16 protein-coding genes are annotated in these 16,572 nt (G+C 65.3%); 3 read left to right on the top strand and 13 right to left on the bottom strand.

Going from position 1 to position 16,572, the window contains the following annotated elements:
- Positions 1–14 precede the first annotated feature (14 nt).
- The gene (locus tag CEX88_RS12570) at positions 15–2,969 is read right to left on the bottom strand and encodes a helix-turn-helix transcriptional regulator (protein ID WP_094293720.1); all 2,955 of its coding nucleotides are present in this window, start codon (positions 2,967–2,969) and stop codon (positions 15–17) included.
- A gap of 300 nt (positions 2,970–3,269) precedes the next feature.
- On the opposite strand from CEX88_RS12570, the gene CEX88_RS12575 reads away from it, so the two are divergent.
- Positions 3,270–3,986, top strand: coding sequence for a GAF domain-containing protein (locus tag CEX88_RS12575; protein WP_094293721.1), 717 nt, complete (start codon positions 3,270–3,272; stop codon positions 3,984–3,986).
- Between the two features lie 12 nt (positions 3,987–3,998).
- Here CEX88_RS12575 and nrdF read toward each other — a convergent pair whose 3' ends face one another.
- The 3 genes from nrdF to CEX88_RS12590 all read right to left on the bottom strand — a co-directional run bounded on the left by nrdF (position 3,999) and on the right by CEX88_RS12590 (position 7,563).
- Positions 3,999–4,961 carry a class 1b ribonucleoside-diphosphate reductase subunit beta gene (nrdF, locus tag CEX88_RS12580; protein ID WP_064398421.1) on the bottom strand — a complete coding sequence of 321 codons (963 nt, stop codon included), beginning with the start codon at positions 4,959–4,961 and terminating at the stop codon, positions 3,999–4,001.
- Positions 4,962–5,178: 217 nt separating this feature from the next.
- Complete coding sequence (locus CEX88_RS12585) at positions 5,179–6,705, bottom strand: flavin-containing monooxygenase (protein WP_094293722.1); 1,527 nt, start codon at positions 6,703–6,705, stop codon at positions 5,179–5,181.
- Positions 6,706–6,822: 117 nt separating this feature from the next.
- Positions 6,823–7,563 carry a TetR/AcrR family transcriptional regulator gene (locus tag CEX88_RS12590; RefSeq protein WP_094293723.1) on the bottom strand — a complete coding sequence of 247 codons (741 nt, stop codon included), beginning with the start codon at positions 7,561–7,563 and terminating at the stop codon, positions 6,823–6,825.
- A gap of 150 nt (positions 7,564–7,713) precedes the next feature.
- Between CEX88_RS12590 and CEX88_RS12595 the strand changes: the two genes are divergently transcribed.
- On the top strand, positions 7,714–8,895 hold the full coding sequence (locus CEX88_RS12595; RefSeq protein WP_094293724.1) for an NAD(P)/FAD-dependent oxidoreductase: 1,182 nt from the start codon (positions 7,714–7,716) through the stop codon (positions 8,893–8,895).
- Positions 8,896–8,910: 15 nt separating this feature from the next.
- Here the strand turns inward: CEX88_RS12595 and CEX88_RS12600 are convergent, their stop codons facing one another.
- Genes CEX88_RS12600 through CEX88_RS12625 form a run of 6 tightly spaced genes read right to left on the bottom strand, consistent with a single transcriptional unit; the run spans position 8,911 to position 12,705 of the window.
- Positions 8,911–9,252: a cupin domain-containing protein gene (locus tag CEX88_RS12600; protein ID WP_066842393.1), complete on the bottom strand. Its 342-nt coding sequence runs from the start codon at positions 9,250–9,252 to the stop codon at positions 8,911–8,913.
- Positions 9,253–9,277: 25 nt separating this feature from the next.
- Positions 9,278–9,952: a helix-turn-helix transcriptional regulator gene (locus CEX88_RS12605; RefSeq protein ID WP_094293725.1), complete on the bottom strand. Its 675-nt coding sequence runs from the start codon at positions 9,950–9,952 to the stop codon at positions 9,278–9,280.
- Positions 9,953–9,964: 12 nt separating this feature from the next.
- Entirely contained in the window at positions 9,965–10,768 is an 804-nt protein-coding gene (locus tag CEX88_RS12610; RefSeq protein WP_094293726.1) for a class I SAM-dependent methyltransferase, read from the bottom strand.
- On the bottom strand, positions 10,765–11,544 hold the full coding sequence (locus tag CEX88_RS12615) for an ABC transporter permease (RefSeq protein ID WP_420799215.1): 780 nt from the start codon (positions 11,542–11,544) through the stop codon (positions 10,765–10,767). Before CEX88_RS12615 ends, CEX88_RS12610 begins: the two co-directional genes overlap by 4 nt.
- Entirely contained in the window at positions 11,541–12,233 is a 693-nt protein-coding gene (locus CEX88_RS12620) for an ABC transporter ATP-binding protein (protein ID WP_094293728.1), read from the bottom strand. Before CEX88_RS12620 ends, CEX88_RS12615 begins: the two co-directional genes overlap by 4 nt.
- A 7-nt stretch (positions 12,234–12,240) precedes the next feature.
- Positions 12,241–12,705: an MTB12 C-terminal domain-containing protein gene (locus CEX88_RS12625; RefSeq protein ID WP_094293729.1), complete on the bottom strand. Its 465-nt coding sequence runs from the start codon at positions 12,703–12,705 to the stop codon at positions 12,241–12,243.
- 251 nt (positions 12,706–12,956) lie between these two features.
- On the opposite strand from CEX88_RS12625, the gene CEX88_RS12630 reads away from it, so the two are divergent.
- The gene (locus CEX88_RS12630) at positions 12,957–13,259 is read left to right on the top strand and encodes a hypothetical protein (protein WP_068198707.1); all 303 of its coding nucleotides are present in this window, start codon (positions 12,957–12,959) and stop codon (positions 13,257–13,259) included.
- Positions 13,260–13,337: 78 nt separating this feature from the next.
- Here the strand turns inward: CEX88_RS12630 and nrdE are convergent, their stop codons facing one another.
- Genes nrdE through CEX88_RS12645 form a run of 3 tightly spaced genes read right to left on the bottom strand, consistent with a single transcriptional unit; the run spans position 13,338 to position 16,215 of the window.
- A complete protein-coding gene (gene nrdE / locus CEX88_RS12635) occupies positions 13,338–15,455 on the bottom strand; it encodes a class 1b ribonucleoside-diphosphate reductase subunit alpha (RefSeq protein WP_202931485.1) in 2,118 nt (705 codons plus the stop codon).
- A gap of 17 nt (positions 15,456–15,472) precedes the next feature.
- Entirely contained in the window at positions 15,473–15,916 is a 444-nt protein-coding gene (nrdI, locus tag CEX88_RS12640; protein WP_094293731.1) for a class Ib ribonucleoside-diphosphate reductase assembly flavoprotein NrdI, read from the bottom strand.
- A 50-nt stretch (positions 15,917–15,966) separates the two neighbouring features.
- Positions 15,967–16,215, bottom strand: a complete 249-nt coding sequence (locus CEX88_RS12645) for a redoxin NrdH (RefSeq protein ID WP_064348903.1) — start codon at positions 16,213–16,215, stop codon at positions 15,967–15,969.
- Positions 16,216–16,572: the final 357 nt, after the last annotated feature.

A 16,572-nucleotide genomic window follows, 5' to 3' on the forward strand; every position in this document is an offset into this window, starting at 1 on the left:
TGATTACCGACGATTTATGTACCGGGGATTTCCCTGGTATTGGCGTCCGGCAGATGAGTGTGCAGCTGGGAGCGGGAGCGGATGCCGAGTTTTCGGTAGACATTGCTCAAGTTCATCTCGACCGTCTTCGGCGATATGAAAAGTTCTGCAGCGATCTCCCGGTTGGACAACCCGTCTGCGGCACGGCGCGCAACGCGCTCTTCGGCCGGTGTGAGGCCCGCGCCACGAGTCGTACTGCGCTTCAGATGGTTCAGCTCGGCGGCGGCGCGACGCAGCCACAACGGTGCACCGAGCCGTTCGAAAGCGTGATGGGCGGCCACCAGGTGGTCCTCGGCCGGCTTTCGGTGGCGTCGTCGCCGCTGTATCTGACCCAACACCAACCGGGTGCGGGCCGTCTCGAACGGCATGGGTAGTTCGCGGTGGTGTTCGAGCGCGGTGAGAGCCGTCGCCTCGGCAGCCGGCAGATCGCCTCGCGCGGCAAGCCATAGACAGCGTCCTCGCGCGCCGGTGGCGAGCATCCACGGCCGCTGGAGTCGGTTCCCGTTCGTTTCAAGGGCCTCGATCAGCGGCTGCGCCTCGTCGAGTCTGCCAAGTGCGGTCAAGGCTTCGATGGCGTCGGGAAGGTAGCCGCCGCTGATCAGCTCGGTGTCATGGGCGGGGTCGAACGTGCGCAGCAGAGGCTCGAAGGCGTTGATCGCCGCGGTGTAGTTCCCGAGCGAGGTCTCGAGGAATCCGAGGCTGGTGAGAGGCGATCGGGCCAAATAGATTCCGCCGGTTGCGTGCGCTAGGGCGATCGCCAGGTCCGCCGCCTCGCGGGCTTCTTGTTCACGTCCGGTGTGGGCGGCGACTGCGGCGCGGCAACTCGCCGCGAACACCCGGGGGTGGTGGCCGTCGATCTCTTCGGCTCGTCGGGTCGCCTCTTCGGCGATCGTGGCGGCATCGTCATATCGGCCTGACCAGATGTTGATCATCGTCGCCTGGGTGTCGACCCAGATCGCGTCGATCTCGTTGCCTCGATCGGCGGCGTGCTCCCTCAGGGCCTGTATCACCTGCTGTGCCTGCTGCAGATCGCCGGTGCCGGCGTCGATCACGGCTTTGACCGCGTCGGCTCGATGGTGGACGTGGCCAAACGGTGTGCTGCCTTGCAGGCGGAGGGCCTCGGTGATCGTGTGTTCCTCGACGCCTCGCCCGTACTGGAAGTGCAGCATGGCCGCCAAGGCGCGCGCTTGGCTCTGAAAAGCCGTGTCGGGAATCTGGTCGGCGACGTCGACGGCCTCCCGTGCGTAGGCGAGCGCCTGCTCGAAGTCGCCCGTGATACCGGTGGCGGGTGCGAGAGTCATCAGCGCCTGGAGTCGAAGGTGCGGGCTCTCGACAGCGTCCTCCAAGCCCCGGGTCAAACCCTCCACGGCGGCGGTGAACGAACCGTCGTAACCGTCGATCGCGCCCTGCAGGATCACCACCGCACCGCGGATGGCACCTGTCGGAAGGTCGTCAGAGAGTCCCTTGAGGTGCTGGCGCGCCGCGGCGATGGCACCGGCGTCGAAGTGATAGCGCGCGGCGAGGATCCGCCGTATGGGGTCGTCACCACCGAGCGCGATCGCAAGTTCGACGAGTTCGGCTGCGGCGGTCGGTGCCCCGTGCTCGCGGGTCGCGACTGCGGCGGCGTCGAGGGCCGCCAGAGTTGCCGGGTCGGCGCTGGTAGCCGCCAGCGCGAGATGGCGGGCCTTGAGTTCCGGTGCGTCGACGAGCTCAGCCAGTCGGCGGTGCATCGCTCGGCGGTCTGCAGGTTGGGCGGCGTCGTAAACACCGGCCGACAGCAGGGCATGCGAGAACTCGATGGCGGTCCCGACGACGGCGACGACGTGTGCGGCCTCCCCGCGTTCCAGCAGTTCCACGACGCGTTCTTCGTCGACTCCCGTCGCTTGGGAGACCATCTCAACGGTCGGTTTCGCCGCGCAGGCGGCGGCGAGCAGCAGCGGGGCTGCCTCCTGTTCCAGTCCTTGCAGCCGGGCCGCGACGATCGCGGCCAGCGTCTCCGGAAGCGTCCCGTCGATCCCGCGGCCGTCTTCCACGGCTCGGACCAGTTCCAGGGCGTAAAACGGGTTGCCGCCGGAGATTTCTTGGATTCTGCGCATTTGCGGGCGGGGCAGGACTTTGCCGTGACGTTTGGTGACCAGCGCGTGAAGGCCGCCCATGGTCAGTGGCGTCATGTGGACGCGGCGGAGGGCGTCCGGATGAGCCATCTGCAGCCGTATCTGCGCTTCAAGGGATCCGGGCTCTCCGCTGCGGGTGGTGACGAGGACGCCGATGGGTCCCTGCACCCGCCGCGCTACGTACCGGATGGCCGTGGCGCTCGGTGTGTCGAGCCACTGCCCGTCGTCGATCGCGATCAGTACCGGTGTGCGGGCCGACAACCACTGCACAACCGACTGAAACGCCGCCGCCGCGCCCCGTTCGTCGGTCGCAGCGGGCGCATGATCGTGAAGCAGAAGGCTGTTCACCATCGCTCGCTGCGTCGAGGACAGACACTCGAATGATTCGTGATCGACACCTGCGAGGAGATCCGAAAGGGCAGCGAAGGAAAATGTCACTTCGCCCGGATCACCTTGTGCTGTCATGACTTTGAACCCGCGAGCCGAAGCGGCCCTGACAGCGTCACGATACAGCGTCGTCTTGCCGATTCCCGGTTCCCCGTCGATGATCAGCCCCGTCGCAGAGACGGCAGCGCTGTCCAGAAACGCTGTTACCGCGGACTGCTCGGCGAGTCGAGTTACCGAGTGCGACCCGCTGAACTCCACGTCAGACTGGCTCGGACCGCCCACCAACATCGGCGCCCTTCCCCCGTCCCCTTCGCTGATCGGTTGTGACGCCACGATAAGCCACAACGCAGCGGGGTTCGCCTTTTCTCGATAGATCCGTGAGCGCTGAACGTGGTCCGGGTTACCGGCACACACGCGCCCTTTTCGCATGAGCCGACTCCGGCTGCGGCTGCCCACGCGGCTGGCACACGAATGACACTGCAATGCACGGCATGTCGGACGGTTTGGGAACCGCCACACCGCACCGCCAGGGTTTCTGATGGCGAGCGCATCTCGCCGGTGTAGGCGACGAATACGCGTTTCGGGTGACCGGCGTAATCTGCCGTCGAACGGAGTCGCGCAGCCCGTTGTTCGAAGTGATGCGCCGCGCGCTCGCCATGGTCAGTTCGGCGAAACGAATGCGCTTTCCGACGCGGGATAATTGCACCCGCTGCGCGTAGCGTTGACGCCATGGCGCCGACGTTGCCGGGCTTCGACGAGTGGCTGAATGCCGCTCTGATCGAGGAGGCAGACAGGGTCGGCGAATCCATCGAGACATACATCGGCCGCGCCGTCGCCGCTCGGATGATCATCGAACGGGCGCGCCGCGGTGAGGGCGATGTGCGCGAACTCATGGCGCACGTCAAAACGTTGAACCTGGACACGCACGACCCGGTCACAGCCCTCGCCGAGGGTGCCGTCATCTCCGACCCCGACCGACTGCGCGCGCTCTATGACAGTGGTTTGCTCAACGCGGAACGCGCCCGCAGCCTCGACCGCATCGTCGGCATGGTGGTGACCGCGGTCGGGGTGCCGTCAGCCGCGGTGACACTGATCGATCGCGACACCCAGTTCATGTGCAGCGCAATCGGTCTGACCGGCGAAATGGCAGTCAGACGTCAAGGCCCTTTGAAGGGTTCTCTCGGACGCGAGGTTCTCGTCACCGGCAAGCCGCTCGTCGTCGCCGATGCCCGGAAGGAACCGCTACTGCGCGACCATTGGGCGGTGAAGGAGGGCGTCGTCGTGGCTTACGCGGGCTTCCCCCTGACGGACGCCCAGGGACACACGATCGGCACGCTCATCGCCTGGGACACCCGGCCTCGCCAATGGATGCCCGGCCATGTCCAGGTGATGGAGGACTTCGTTATGGTGCTGCGCGCGCGCCTGTTCGGCGTTAATCCGGACTGACCTCGTAGCCGGCTAGAAGTCCCAGTCCTCGTCTTCGGTGACGACGGCCTTGCCGATCACGTAGCTCGACCCCGACCCCGAGAAGAAGTCGTGGTTCTCGTCGGCGTTAGGCGACAGCGCCGACAGGATCGCCGGGTTGACGTCGGTCTCGTCGCGCGGGAACAACGCCTCGTAGCCGAGGTTCATCAGCGCCTTGTTGGCGTTGTAGCGCAGGAACTTCTTGACGTCCTCGGTCAGACCGACTCCGTCGTAGAGGTCCTGGGTGTACTCGACCTCGTTGTCGTAGAGCTCGAACAGCAGCTCGTACGTGTAGTCCTTCAGTTCGGCCTGCGTGGCCGCGTCCTCGAGCGCCAGACCGCGCTGGAACTTGTAGCCGATGTAGTAGCCGTGCACAGCCTCGTCGCGAATGATCAACCGGATCATGTCGGCGGTGTTGGTCAGCTTGGCCCGGCTGCTCCAGTACATCGGCAGGTAGAACCCGGAGTAGAACAGGAAGCTCTCCAGCAGCGTCGAGGCCACCTTGCGCTTGAGCGGCTCGTCACCCTTGTAGTACTGCATGACGATCTCGGCTTTGCGCTGCAGGTTCGGGTTCTCCTCCGACCAGCGGAACGCGTCGTCGATCTCGGCCGTCGAGCACAACGTGGAGAAGATGTTGCTGTAGCTGCGCGCGTGCACCGACTCCATGAACGCGATGTTGGTGTAGACGGCTTCCTCGTGCGGGGTCAGCGCGTCGGGGATCAGGCTGACCGCCCCGACCGTGCCCTGAATCGTGTCGAGCAGCGTCAGGCCGGTGAACACCCGCATCGTCAGCTGCTTCTCGTGGTCGTTGAGCGTGTTCCACGACGGAATGTCATTGGAGACCGGCACCTTCTCCGGCAACCAGAAGTTGCCCGTCAGCCGGTCCCAGACCTCGGCATCCTTCTCGTCCTGGAGACGGTTCCAGTTGATCGCCGAGACACGGTCAATCAGCTTCATGCCATCACTCACGAGAACCCCATTTCACCTGGTCTTTGGTCCGCTTGACGCGGTTCTGTCGCCCGACATCGACACTACCCCTGGGGGACGACATCCACGGCTAACACAACATCGTGTGTTGGCGTGTCGTTCCCGCCGACGAGTTACCGCTGCCGCCCGTGGGCATTCTGATCGACTCTGCGCGCTGTTTCGGCCGAAATCGCGATCTCGGCGCACACTAGGCAGCCAGCGACGCGCGCTGCCCGCCGAAGAACCGATACTCCGATTTGTCGAACTTGCGGGTGGCCAACCAGTACTGCCATGTCATGCCGCTCCACAGCGTCCGGTTCACGCCGTGCTCGTCGAGATACCAGCTCTGACAGCCGCCGGTGCTCCACACGGTCCCGGACAGTTCGTCCTGCAGCTGCTCGTTGTAGCTGTCCTGCGCCTCGCGGGTCGGCGTCAACGCCTGCGCGCCGGCCCGGTCGACGGCCGCGATCGCCTGCGCGGCGTAGCGGATCTGCGATTCGATCATGAACACCACCGAGTTGTGCCCCAGCGCGGTGTTGGGCCCGAGCAGAAAGAACAGGTTCGGCATGTCGGCGACCGTGATGCCGCGCAGCGCCGCGATGCCCTCGCGGTTCCAGCGGTCCACTAGGTCCTCGCCACGCGGGCCCTTGATGTGGACGTACGTATAGGAGTCGGTGACGTGGAATCCGGTGGCGAACACGACGACGTCGGTTTCCCTTTCGACGCCGTCGGCGGTGACGATGCCCGTCGGCGTGAACCGCGCAATGGCGTCGGTGACGACGTCGGTCTTCGGATCGGCGATGCCGCGATAGTACGTGTCGGAGTTCAGGATTCGCTTACACCCGGCCCGGTAGTTCGGCGTCAGCTTGCGGCGCAACTCGCGGTCCTTGATCGACTTGTTGATGTTCCACTTACCCAGCAGCTCACCGATTTTCAGCAGCCGCGGCTCGCGCGTCATCGCGAAACCGACGCCCTCGTGGATCCAGTAGATGGCCGCCCGCATCAGTTGCCGGGTGCCGGGCACGTTGGTGAAGAGGTCGCGCGCCCATCGCGGAATCGGGTTGTTGGGCCGCGGCATCACCCATGCCGGCGTGCGCTGATACAGGTGCAGCGCGCCGACGTCCTTGACAATCTCCGGCACGATCTGAATCGCACTCGCACCGGTGCCGATCACCGCCACCCGTTTGCCGGTCAGATCGACGTCATGGTCCCACTCGGCGGAATGAAAAGTGGCACCGGCGAATTCGTCGAGCCCGGGGAATTCCGGGACGAACGGGATATGCAGGCCGCCCGCCCCGGAGACGACGAACTGCGCGACGAACTCGCGCCCGTCCTTGGTGAAGACGTGCCAGCGCAGTTCGTTGTCGTCCCAATGGGCACGGTCGACGTGGGCACCGAAGCGGATGTAGCGACGCAGCCCGTACTTTTCGGTCACGCCCTTGAGGTAATCGAAGATCTCCGGCTGGAACGACCACATGTGACGCCAGTCGGCCTTGGGCTCGAACGAGAACGAGTACATGTGCGACGGGATGTCGCAGGCGCACCCGGGGTAGGTGTTGTCGCGCCAGGTGCCACCGATCTCGTCGGCCTTCTCCAGCATCAGGAAGTCGACGTTCTGGCGTTGCAGCGCAATGGCCATTCCGAGACCGGAGAAGCCGGTGCCGATGATCAGTGCGCGGGTGTGCACCGGTTGTTGGGCAGTGGTGTCCTCGGCCGTCTGCTCGGCAACCGTCATGGTCTCCCCTATTACCCCAGTTGGCGCGTGCACCCTACGTGGTGGGCACATCCTGGGAACGCCGGTACTGGGTACTTTCCAGTCTCCGGTCCGCGCGAAGTGGTGTCAACGCCGAAGTCAGGCGACGGGCTGCTGCTTGCGAACGGCGGTGTTAATCGGCTGGTCAGGGTCAATCTGGATGCCGAGCAGCTCGGCGGTGCCGTTGATCGCGCCCACCATGATCGTGGTCATGTGCGCGACGAACTGATCGGCGGGCATGCGGCGGGTGCCGTCGTCATCGTCGCCCAGCCACCAGTCCGTCGCCGATGCCGCGGTACCGAAGATTGCGTACGCCGCGAGCTCGAAGGCTGCCGGATCCGGCGCCAGATCCTTGAGTTCCTCGCTGATCATGTCGGCGACGGCGAGCGTGATCTCGCTGCCCCGGTTGACGGTCGTCATCGCGGCTGCTGACTTGTCGGCGAACCGACCCTGCAACAGGAACCGCACCACGTTGGGATGCTGCTCGACCAGCTCGACGTAATGCCCGACGCCACGCCCGACGATCTGGCGCGCGGAGTCATGCTCCACATCGATCGACGGGATGATCGCCGCCCACAACATGTCTCGCATGCGCTGGCCGATCTCGCCGAACATGTCGGACTTGTCGGTGAAGTGGCGGTAGATCTTGGGTTTGGCGGTGCCGGCCTCTTCGGCGATCTCGCGCACGCTGACGCTAGGACCCAGCCGGTCGATGGCGCGGAAGGCGGCGTCGACGATCTCGGCGCGCACCTTTTTGCGGTGTTCGCGCCAGCGCTCGCTGCGGGCGTCCACCTTGACGCCCGGCTCACCACTCGACCGTGGCCTGCCCGCTCGTCGCACCCGGTCACTCTACCGCTCAAGCACTGCTGACCAGCTCAGACCACGTCGCATGCGTTTCCGGACGCCACGTCTGGGCAACTCCGTCCGACAAGAGAGGCCAACGCAGCACGGGTAATATCGCTGCGACAGCCGATCGACGAGACGAGTTTCATGACGCAGCAATACGACCTGGTCATCGCAGGTGGCGGGCCCTCCGGCTCGGCAGCCGCGTGGCAGGCCGCTCAGACCGGCGCGAAGGTCGTGGTTCTGGACAAGGCCGAGTTCCCGCGGGCCAAGCCCTGCGGCGACGGGCTTACCGCCCGCGCGGTGAGTTATCTGCAGAAAATGGGACTGGCCGACGAGGTGGCCACGTATCACCGGGTGAATCGCGTGACGGTCTTCAGCCCGAGCGAGTGGGAACTGTCGTTTCCGAAGCGGCCCGGTATGCCCGACCACGGCCACACCGTGAGCCGCGAGCGCCTCGACACCACGCTGCTCAAGCACGCCGAGTCCGCGGGTGCCGAGGTGCGCCAGGGCGCGGAAGTGTCCGGGCCGATCCTGGAGAAGGGTCGCGTCGTGGGGGTGACGCTCAAGAGCGGCGAAAAGGTTTACGGCGACGCGGTGATCGCCGCCGACGGCGCCTACTCCCCGATCAAGCGGGCCCTCAAGATCGACTCCGAGTACAACGGCTACTCGGCGATCGCGATCCGCTCCGAGATGCACGCCAACCGGCCCGACTCCGACAGCCTCGACATCTATCTCAAGCTCGTCTTCGAGGGCGACCAGCTACCTGGGTACGGCTGGGTGTTCCCGATGGGCAACGGCATCTTCAACATCGGGCTGGGCTACGTCAACAGCTATAAGAACTGGCAGTCGATCAACGCCACGCAGTTCCTCGGCGATTTCCTCCGCACTCTGCCTACGGAGTGGGAGCTGCCGCCGATCGAGGAGCTGAAGAAGAACAAGAGTGTCCGGGCCTGGCGACTGCCGATGGGGTTCACCGCGTGGCCGCCGTGGCGCCCGGGCGTGCTGTTCACCGGCGACTCGCTGGGTGCGGGCAAACCGGCCTCAGGCGCGGGCATCTCCAAGGCGCTCGAATCCGGCTTGGCCGCAGGCGAATGCGCGACCGCGGCCCTGCAGAACGGCGGGCCCGACGACTTCACGAACTATGCGCAGCGCATGGAGGCCGCGTGGGGCCGCGAATATCGCCGCGGCCGCTACATGCACAAGTTGATCGGACAACCCAAGCTGGCCAACGCCGGGGTGAAGCTCATCGATAACGCGATGTTCCGTGACCGGATGCTCAAGGCTCTCTACAAGAAGGCCCAAGGCCCGCAGCACACCATCAAGTGAGACCGTAGGCCTAGCTCACTTCTTGGCGACGACCGTCAACAACACCGCCGAATCCTCGAGGGCGGCAAGGCTGTGACGTTCGTGCGGTATCGGGAGGTAGTCTCCTGTGCTGCCCTCCACCGAGGAGCTCACCGAACGCAGCTGCACCCGGCCTCGCAACACCAACAGCGTTGCCTCGCCGGGGCTTTCGTGGTCGTCCAGGCCGTGGTCGGCGGTCAGTGCCAGCACGGTCTGACGTAGCGTGCGCCCGCTGCCGCCGTACACGGTCTGCGCGGAACGGCCCGACGAAGCGGCCTTCGCGGCGGCGAGTTGCTCGTCGGCGAGCTGTTGTAACGACAGCGCGGTTGTCGCGGTCATGAGTCTTCCCTTCTCGCCCCGATGTTCACCGTTCGGGACGCAATACCAAACTGACTTCGCACGAGCCACCGTGCGGGTCGGGCGTGACCGACGCCTGATAGCGGGCGCCGACGGCGTCGGCGTTCAGGTTGATCACCTCTTGGATGAGGCCCTGCTGGATGCCGCGCACAACTTCCGGCGCCGACGCGGCCACCTCGGCCAGTGGGCACGTGCAGATCTGCACCGTCACTTCGCCGAACGAGGTCAGCAACGAACGAACCTGGAAGCCGAGTTCGTTGAGGGTCGCGACCACCATGTCGGCGATTGTGGCCTCGGGTCGCCTGCGGGCCAACCGGACCCGATGGGCCAGGTCCGCACCGATCTGCAGAGCACGTTGTTCGCGCTCCCGCACCGTTCCGCCCAGGTGGGTGGCGAACAGCGAGACGATGTCGGCGTAGTCGAACCGGGGGGCCGGCTCGTACGTGAGCCGCGGTCGCCCCGCTCGACCGGCCTTGGTCGCATTGCCCCGCCGGATGAAGCCCTGTTCCTCCAGCGTCGTCAGGTGGAAGCGGGCCGTGGTGATGTGGATCTGCAGCGCGTCGGCGACTTGTTGGGCGTCGACCGGGTTCGCGGCGTTCTTCAGCAGGCTCAGCACTTTCTGGCGCTGTTGGCCTGCCGCCCGTTCCGGCTGCGCATCGAGGTCGTGGCGCGACACTGGCATGGTTCGAGTCTGTCACGACGTCGGCACGACACCGACCACCGCAACCGCGGTCAGTGCGCGCCGATAGCGGTGGAACGTCTTACGCATACCGATGACCCGCTTGCGTGCCGCGGGCCTGGCGATCAGGTTGCCGACGATCCGCAGCGCACCGGTGAACCCCTCGTCGGCCAGAACCCGCGCCGGATTGAGCAGCGCCATCTTCGCGTGGTCGACGGTCACCACCTCGAAGCCGGCCTCGGTCAGCAGCGCCACCCATTCCGACGTCGTCAGCGGCCGCGCGTTGACCTTGATCGCGCGCGCCATGTCGCGGCGGATCACGTCCTTGGTGTCCTGCGGGAGGTCATCGGGCTGCAGACCCAGTTCGTGGATCGCGTAGCGGCCGCCCGGCCTCAGCACCCGGAAAGCCTCGGCGACGATCGCACGCTTGTCGCGGTCGCCCTGCATCGTCAGCATCGCCTCGCCGATCACCACATCGGCGCTGCCCGAAGGCAATCCGGTCTCGGCGGCGTTGGCCACCACGACCTTGCCGTCGACAGGGGCGACAACCGCGCGCACCGTCTCACTGGTGGCGGCGGTGTCGTCGACCCCGACGTAGGAGCGCGGCTGTTGGGCGACGATGTCGGTGGCGGTGCGGCCCAGACCTGGACCGAGTTCGACGACGTCGGCGCCGCCGATCTTGGCGGCCGCGAGCAGCCGGCTGGTCAGCTCGAGTCCGCCCGGCCTCAGCACCCGCTTGCCCAGCCGGGCCAGCAGCCAGTGGCCCGGCAGGTCCGCATCGGACCGCTGCGCGAGCGGAAGAGATTCTTTGCCTGTCATCTTCGGATTGTCCTTCCAACGGCGGCGATCCCGAAGATCGCCGTGAAAACTGAGCATGCGTAGAGCAGAGCGCCGGTCTGGCCCCACGGCGGTGTGAGTACGGTGTCCTGCCCGGTGGCGTACACCGCGTTCAACAGGGGCATGAAACGCTGGAGCGTCGCTCCGCTGGGCAGATAACCGGCCGCGGTTTCGGCCACGAACGCCCACAGCAGGATGCCGCCCACCGCGGCGAGCGGCGAGCGGGTGAGGGCCCCGACTCCCACACCCGCCCCCGCCGCGAACAGCGCCAGCACCGGCACCGTCCACAACAGTCGCAGCCCGACATCGTCGGTCAGCGACACCGGTCCGTAAACGATCGGCGCGACCGCAGGCAGGCCCGCGAGCACCACGACGAGAGTCGCGATGGCCACCAGCGCGCCCAGAGCACCGTAGAACACCCACCGGCCGAGCAACACCGGCCAGGCCCGCGGAATAGCGAGGCGTACGTGTTCGCCTGCGCCGTAGCGGCTTTCAGCGGCCTGACCGTCGGCTCCCGCAACGGCCACCAGCGCGACGGTGATCGTGATGACCCAGTAGGCCGCGTTCGAGGTCGTCACCTGCAGCACCGAGATCTGGCCGGGGATCCGCGCGAACGACTCCGCGACGAGCGCGATGCCGAACGTGATCACCACCGGGAGGATCACCGCCGCGGGCGCCACCACCGTCCACAGCCGGCTGCGCCCGCCGGTGCGGATAATCTCGGCACGCGCGCTGCGCGCCACCGCGACGGTGCTCACGCGTACTCCAGCAGGGTTTCCTCGAGCCATTCCCGGGCGTCGGCACCGGTGGGCGTCAACTGCGCCAGCTGGCCGGCGGCCTGCATGCGGCCGCGACTGAGCACTGCGACGTGGTCGGCGGTCAGCGCCACTTCGCCAAGCAGGTGGGTGGCGACGACGACCGTGCGGCCCTGTTCGGCGAGCCGGCGAAGCAGTGACCGGAACCAGACGATGCCGGGAACGTCGAGACCGTTGAGGGGTTCGTCGAACAGCAGCGTCTGCGGGTCGGCGAGCAAGGTGGCCGCGATGGCCACGCGCTGACGCATGCCCAGTGATAGCCGGTCGATGCGCATCGACCGATGGTCGTGTAGTTCGGTCTCGCGGACGATCTTGTCGAGGCGTGCGCCGTCGATGCCCGAAAGTGCTGCAAGCCAGGACAAGTGGCGTTGCACGGTGTGGCGGGGGTTCATGGAGGTCGGGCCCAGGTGGAATCCCAGCAGGCGTTGGTCGTGGCCGGTGCGTTGTCCGCACACCGAGATCGTTCCGCTGTCGGGGCGGATCAGCCCGGCCAGCAACCGCAGCAGCGTGGTCTTGCCAGCGCCGTTGAGACCGAGCAGCGCGGTGACGGAGCCGGCGGGAAAGGTGACGGTGACGTCGTCGACGGCGTGGTGGCGCCCGAACGACTTGGTCAACCCAACGACTTCGATCACGCGGACATCATTCGAAATTGCAGGGAATCGGAAGGCCGAGGGTCTTGATGCCGTTGCACAGCGACTTGCTCGCCAGCTTCCACTGACCGTCGATCCGGCGCCATTCGGCTTCCACGCGCACGGTCGGCGCCCCCTGCCTACTGGCGTTGATCATCGCGGTGTGGCGATCGCCGTCGTGGGTCTCGGGACCGGTCACCGCGCTCGAACCGCGCGGCGGGCGGAAGAATCCGATCCGGTAGACCATCTTCGGCACCACCACTGCCCGCTCGCCGCCTTCGAGCTGAGCGGCCTTGACCGCGTCCGGGGCGGGAGTGCCGACCAGCAGCCGGATCTGCGCGTCGAGTTCGGCAAGGGTCGGGACATCGGAGGTGATCGCGAACTCATGCGCGGGAGCGGGCTGGGCATGCGCCGCTGGAGCAAACGTGGCGGCGGCGATCATCGTCGCCGCGAGAACGCACAAGCGCTTGAGCATCAACCGGACTCCTATTTAGAGGAAATCTTTTCGGTTAATGTAAACGCCAGTGTCAGCTGAGGCAAGCCTTACCTTTTACGCCGGGCGTACGGGTACTTCCATTCATCCTTTTATGTTCGGAACCGCGCGCTCGGCGACGACACGCCCCCTATTCCCCTAACCGCAATGCACCGCTGGCCCTCAGAGGCGGTCGAAAGGCTGCGGCAGGCACCCCGTTTCGCCACAAACGCCTGGGCAGCAGGCTCTACGCCATGACCATCACACGACTTCTGGCGACCGCGGTGACGGCAGTCGGCGTCGCCCTCGGACTGGCCGCAACCGCTGGCGCCGTTCCCGTCAGCGACGACTTCTGGGAGTGCGCGGCGGACCACCAGGACACCGACGGTCTCGGCGTGTGCTGCGTGTTCTACGGCGGCGACTACGACGAGAGAACCGGCGAATGCTGGATAGACCACGAAGCGAAGCCAGAGGAGGCCCAGACCGGCCCCGGCGTTCCGCCGAAGCACCGGGTGCTGACGCGGGTGGACCGCCTGCCCACTCTTGCCTTGGGCTGAAGCGCTCGCCGAGTGTCGGATTAGTGCACGGCTGATCCGCACACTGCGTGTCTCAAACCGACACTCGGCGTGGCGGTCCTACAACATGCAGCTGACGCAGCCCTCCACCTCAGTGCCTTCCAAGGCCATCTGGCGCAACCGGATGTAGTACAGCGTCTTGATGCCCTTGCGCCAGGCGTAGATCTGCGCCTTGTTCACATCGCGCGTGGTGGCCGTGTCCTTGAAGAACAGTGTCAGGCTCAAACCCTGGTCCACATGTTGGGTGGCCGCGGCGTAGGTGTCGATGACCTTCTCGTACCCGATCTCGTACGCGTCCTGGAAGTACTCCAGGTTGTCGTTGGTCATGTAAGGCGCCGGGTAGTAGACGCGGCCGATCTTGCCTTCCTTGCGGATCTCGACCTTGCTGGCGATCGGGTGGATCGAGCTGGTCGAGTGGTTGATGTAGCTGATCGACCCCGTCGGCGGCACGGCCTGCAGGTTCTGGTTGTAGATGCCGTGCTGCTGCACCGACTCCTTCAGCCGATTCCAGTCCTCCTGGTCGGGGATCCGGATGCCGGCATCGGCGAAGAGCTGACCAACCTTGTCGGTCTTGGGCTCCCACACCTGCTCGGTGTACTTGTCGAAGAACTCCCCCGACTTGTACTTCGACTTCTCGAAGCCCTTGAACGCGCTACCCCGTTCGATCGCAATGCGATTCGACGCCCGCAGCGCGTGATACAGCACCGTGTAGAAGTAGATGTTGGTGAAGTCCACACCCTCTTCGGAACCGTAGAAGATCCGCTCGCGGGCCAGGTACCCGTGCAGGTTCATCTGGCCGAGACCGATCGCGTGAGAGTCGTTGTTGCCCTGCTCGATCGACGGCACCGAGGTGATGTGCGTCTGATCGCTCACCGCGGTCAGCGCACGGATGGCCACCTCGATGGTCTGCGCGAAGTCCGGCGAGTCCATCGCCTTGGCGATGTTCAGCGAACCCAGGTTGCACGAGATGTCCTTGCCGATCTTCTTGTAGGACAAGTCCTCGTTGAACTCCGACGGAGTCGACACCTGCAGGATCTCCGAGCACAGGTTCGAGTGGGTGATCTTGCCGTCGATCGGGTTCGACCGGTTCACCGTGTCCTCGAACATGATGTACGGGTAGCCCGACTCGAACTGCAGCTCGGCCAGCGTCTGGAAAAACTCGCGCGCCTTGATCTTCGTCTTGCGGATGCGGCTGTCATCGACCATCTCGTAGTACTTCTCGGTGACCGAGATGTCGGCGAACGGCAAACCGTAGACCCGCTCGACGTCATACGGCGAGAACAGGTACATGTCCTCGTTCTTCTTGGCCAGCTCGAACGTGATGTCGGGGATCACCACGCCCAGGCTCAGCGTCTTGATCCGGATCTTCTCGTCGGCGTTCTCGCGCTTGGTGTCGAGGAACCGGTAGATATCGGGATGGTGGGCGTGCAGGTACACCGCACCGGCGCCCTGGCGCGCACCGAGCTGATTGGCGTAGGAGAACGAGTCCTCGAGCAGCTTCATGATCGGGATGACACCCGAGCTTTGGTTCTCGATGTTCTTGATCGGTGCGCCGTGTTCCCGAATGTTGGTCAGCAGCAACGCGACTCCGCCGCCGCGCTTGGACAGCTGCAGCGCCGAGTTGATGGAGCGTCCGATCGACTCCATGTTGTCCTCGATGCGAAGGAGGAAACAGCTGACCGGCTCACCGCGCTGCTTCTTGCCCGAGTTGAGGAACGTCGGCGTAGCCGGCTGAAAGCGGCCGTCGATGATCTCGTCGACGAGCTTCTCGGCCAGCGTGGTGTCCCCGGCCGCCAGGGTGAGCGCCACCATGACCACGCGGTCCTCGAAGCGCTCGAGGTACCGCTTTCCGTCGAAGGTCTTCAGCGTGTAGGAGGTGTAGTACTTGAACGCACCGAGGAACGTCGGGAACCGAAACTTCTTGGCGTACGCCCGATCCAGCAGCGTCTTGACGAAGTTACGCGAGTACTGGTCGAGGATTTCGCGCTCGTAGTACTCCTTCTGGATCAGGTAGTCGAGCTTCTCGTCCTGGTTGTGGAAGAAGACCGTGTTCTGGTTGACATGCTGCAGAAAGTACTCACGCGCGGCCAGCACATCCTTGTCGAACTGAATCTTGCCGTCGGCGTCGTACAGATTCAGCATCGCGTTGAGCGCGTGGTAGTCCGTCTCGCCGGGCAGCGTTGCCGGCGCGGACGTTACAGGCTCTGCAGCTGTGACGGTTGGTGACACGTCTGGTCCTTCCAAAAATCTTCCAAACCCGAACGGACGGCGGCGACGTCGTCCGGGGTTCCCATCAGTTCGAAGCGGTACAGGTACGGAACGCCGCACTTGCGGGACACGACATTGCCTGCGTAGGCGAACTCGGCACCGAAGTTGTTGTTGCCCGCGGCGATGACGCCGCGGATCAACGACCGGTTGCGTTCATTGTTGAGGAATGCGATGACCTGCTTGGGCACATAGCCACCGTCGTTGATGTCCGGCGTGGCCCGCCCGCCGCCGTAGGTGGGCAGGACCAACACGTAGGGCTCGTCGACCTCGATGCGCCCGTGCAGCGGAATGCGGATCGCGGGCAGGTCCAGCTTCTGGACGAAGCGGTGGGTGTTCTCCGAGACGCTGGAGAAGTACACGAGGTTGCTCATTACGCGCCCCCCTTTCTGCCCGTCGAGTACCCGTCGGCCGGCTGAGCCGCCTAAGCCGTTGCCGCGACCGCCCCGAGCGCCTTGATGCGGTCGGGCCGGAAGCCCGACCAGTGCTCGTTGCCGGCCACGACGACCGGGGCCTGCAGGTAACCCAGCGCCATCACGTAGTCGCGGGCTTCGCTGTCGAGGCTGATGTCGACGGTCTCGTAGGCGATGCCCTGCTTGTCCAACGCCTTGTAGGTGGCGTTGCACTGCACGCATGCGGGCTTCGTGTACACGGTGATCGAGTGCTGAGTCATCTGCGGTTCGGCTCCTCTACAACTGGCCCTGCACGCTGGCTGGCAACTGGTCGGACACTTCTTGTTGCCGAGATTCATGGAATTTCAGCAACCCGCAGACCCGGAAAATTCCTGCCGTCCGAGGCCACCGCCGCCGTGTCTGGAAATTCCAGACAACCCGGGTCGGGGGCTCCGGCCGGCCCTCGGAGAAGCTTGGGAATCGTGGGGCCTGTCGGTGCTTCGAAACACTACACCTAGTGTCCGACATTGCGAAGGAATACCAGATGTTCTGAATAACAATTCTGGAATTCCCAGGTCGTAAGCTCCGTGAGGCGGCGCGCCTCGGCGTGTCGCACGTCACACCGAGGGCGTGTCGCG

Origin of the sequence: Mycobacterium neumannii (assembly GCF_002245615.1) — a bacterium.
GTDB lineage: Bacteria > Actinomycetota > Actinomycetes > Mycobacteriales > Mycobacteriaceae > Mycobacterium > Mycobacterium neumannii_A.

Coding starts and splice junctions, on each gene's coding strand:
- CEX88_RS12570 (WP_094293720.1), bottom strand. CDS start 2,969: ATGCGAAAAGGGCGCGTGTGTGCCGGTAACCCGGACCACGTTCAGCGC.
- CEX88_RS12575 (WP_094293721.1), top strand. CDS start 3,270: ATGGCGCCGACGTTGCCGGGCTTCGACGAGTGGCTGAATGCCGCTCTG.
- nrdF (WP_064398421.1), bottom strand. CDS start 4,961: ATGAAGCTGATTGACCGTGTCTCGGCGATCAACTGGAACCGTCTCCAG.
- CEX88_RS12585 (WP_094293722.1), bottom strand. CDS start 6,705: ATGACGGTTGCCGAGCAGACGGCCGAGGACACCACTGCCCAACAACCG.
- CEX88_RS12595 (WP_094293724.1), top strand. CDS start 7,714: ATGACGCAGCAATACGACCTGGTCATCGCAGGTGGCGGGCCCTCCGGC.
- CEX88_RS12600 (WP_066842393.1), bottom strand. CDS start 9,252: ATGACCGCGACAACCGCGCTGTCGTTACAACAGCTCGCCGACGAGCAA.
- CEX88_RS12605 (WP_094293725.1), bottom strand. CDS start 9,952: ATGCCAGTGTCGCGCCACGACCTCGATGCGCAGCCGGAACGGGCGGCA.
- CEX88_RS12610 (WP_094293726.1), bottom strand. CDS start 10,768: ATGACAGGCAAAGAATCTCTTCCGCTCGCGCAGCGGTCCGATGCGGAC.
- CEX88_RS12625 (WP_094293729.1), bottom strand. CDS start 12,705: ATGCTCAAGCGCTTGTGCGTTCTCGCGGCGACGATGATCGCCGCCGCC.
- CEX88_RS12630 (WP_068198707.1), top strand. CDS start 12,957: ATGACCATCACACGACTTCTGGCGACCGCGGTGACGGCAGTCGGCGTC.
- nrdI (WP_094293731.1), bottom strand. CDS start 15,916: ATGAGCAACCTCGTGTACTTCTCCAGCGTCTCGGAGAACACCCACCGC.
- CEX88_RS12645 (WP_064348903.1), bottom strand. CDS start 16,215: ATGACTCAGCACTCGATCACCGTGTACACGAAGCCCGCATGCGTGCAG.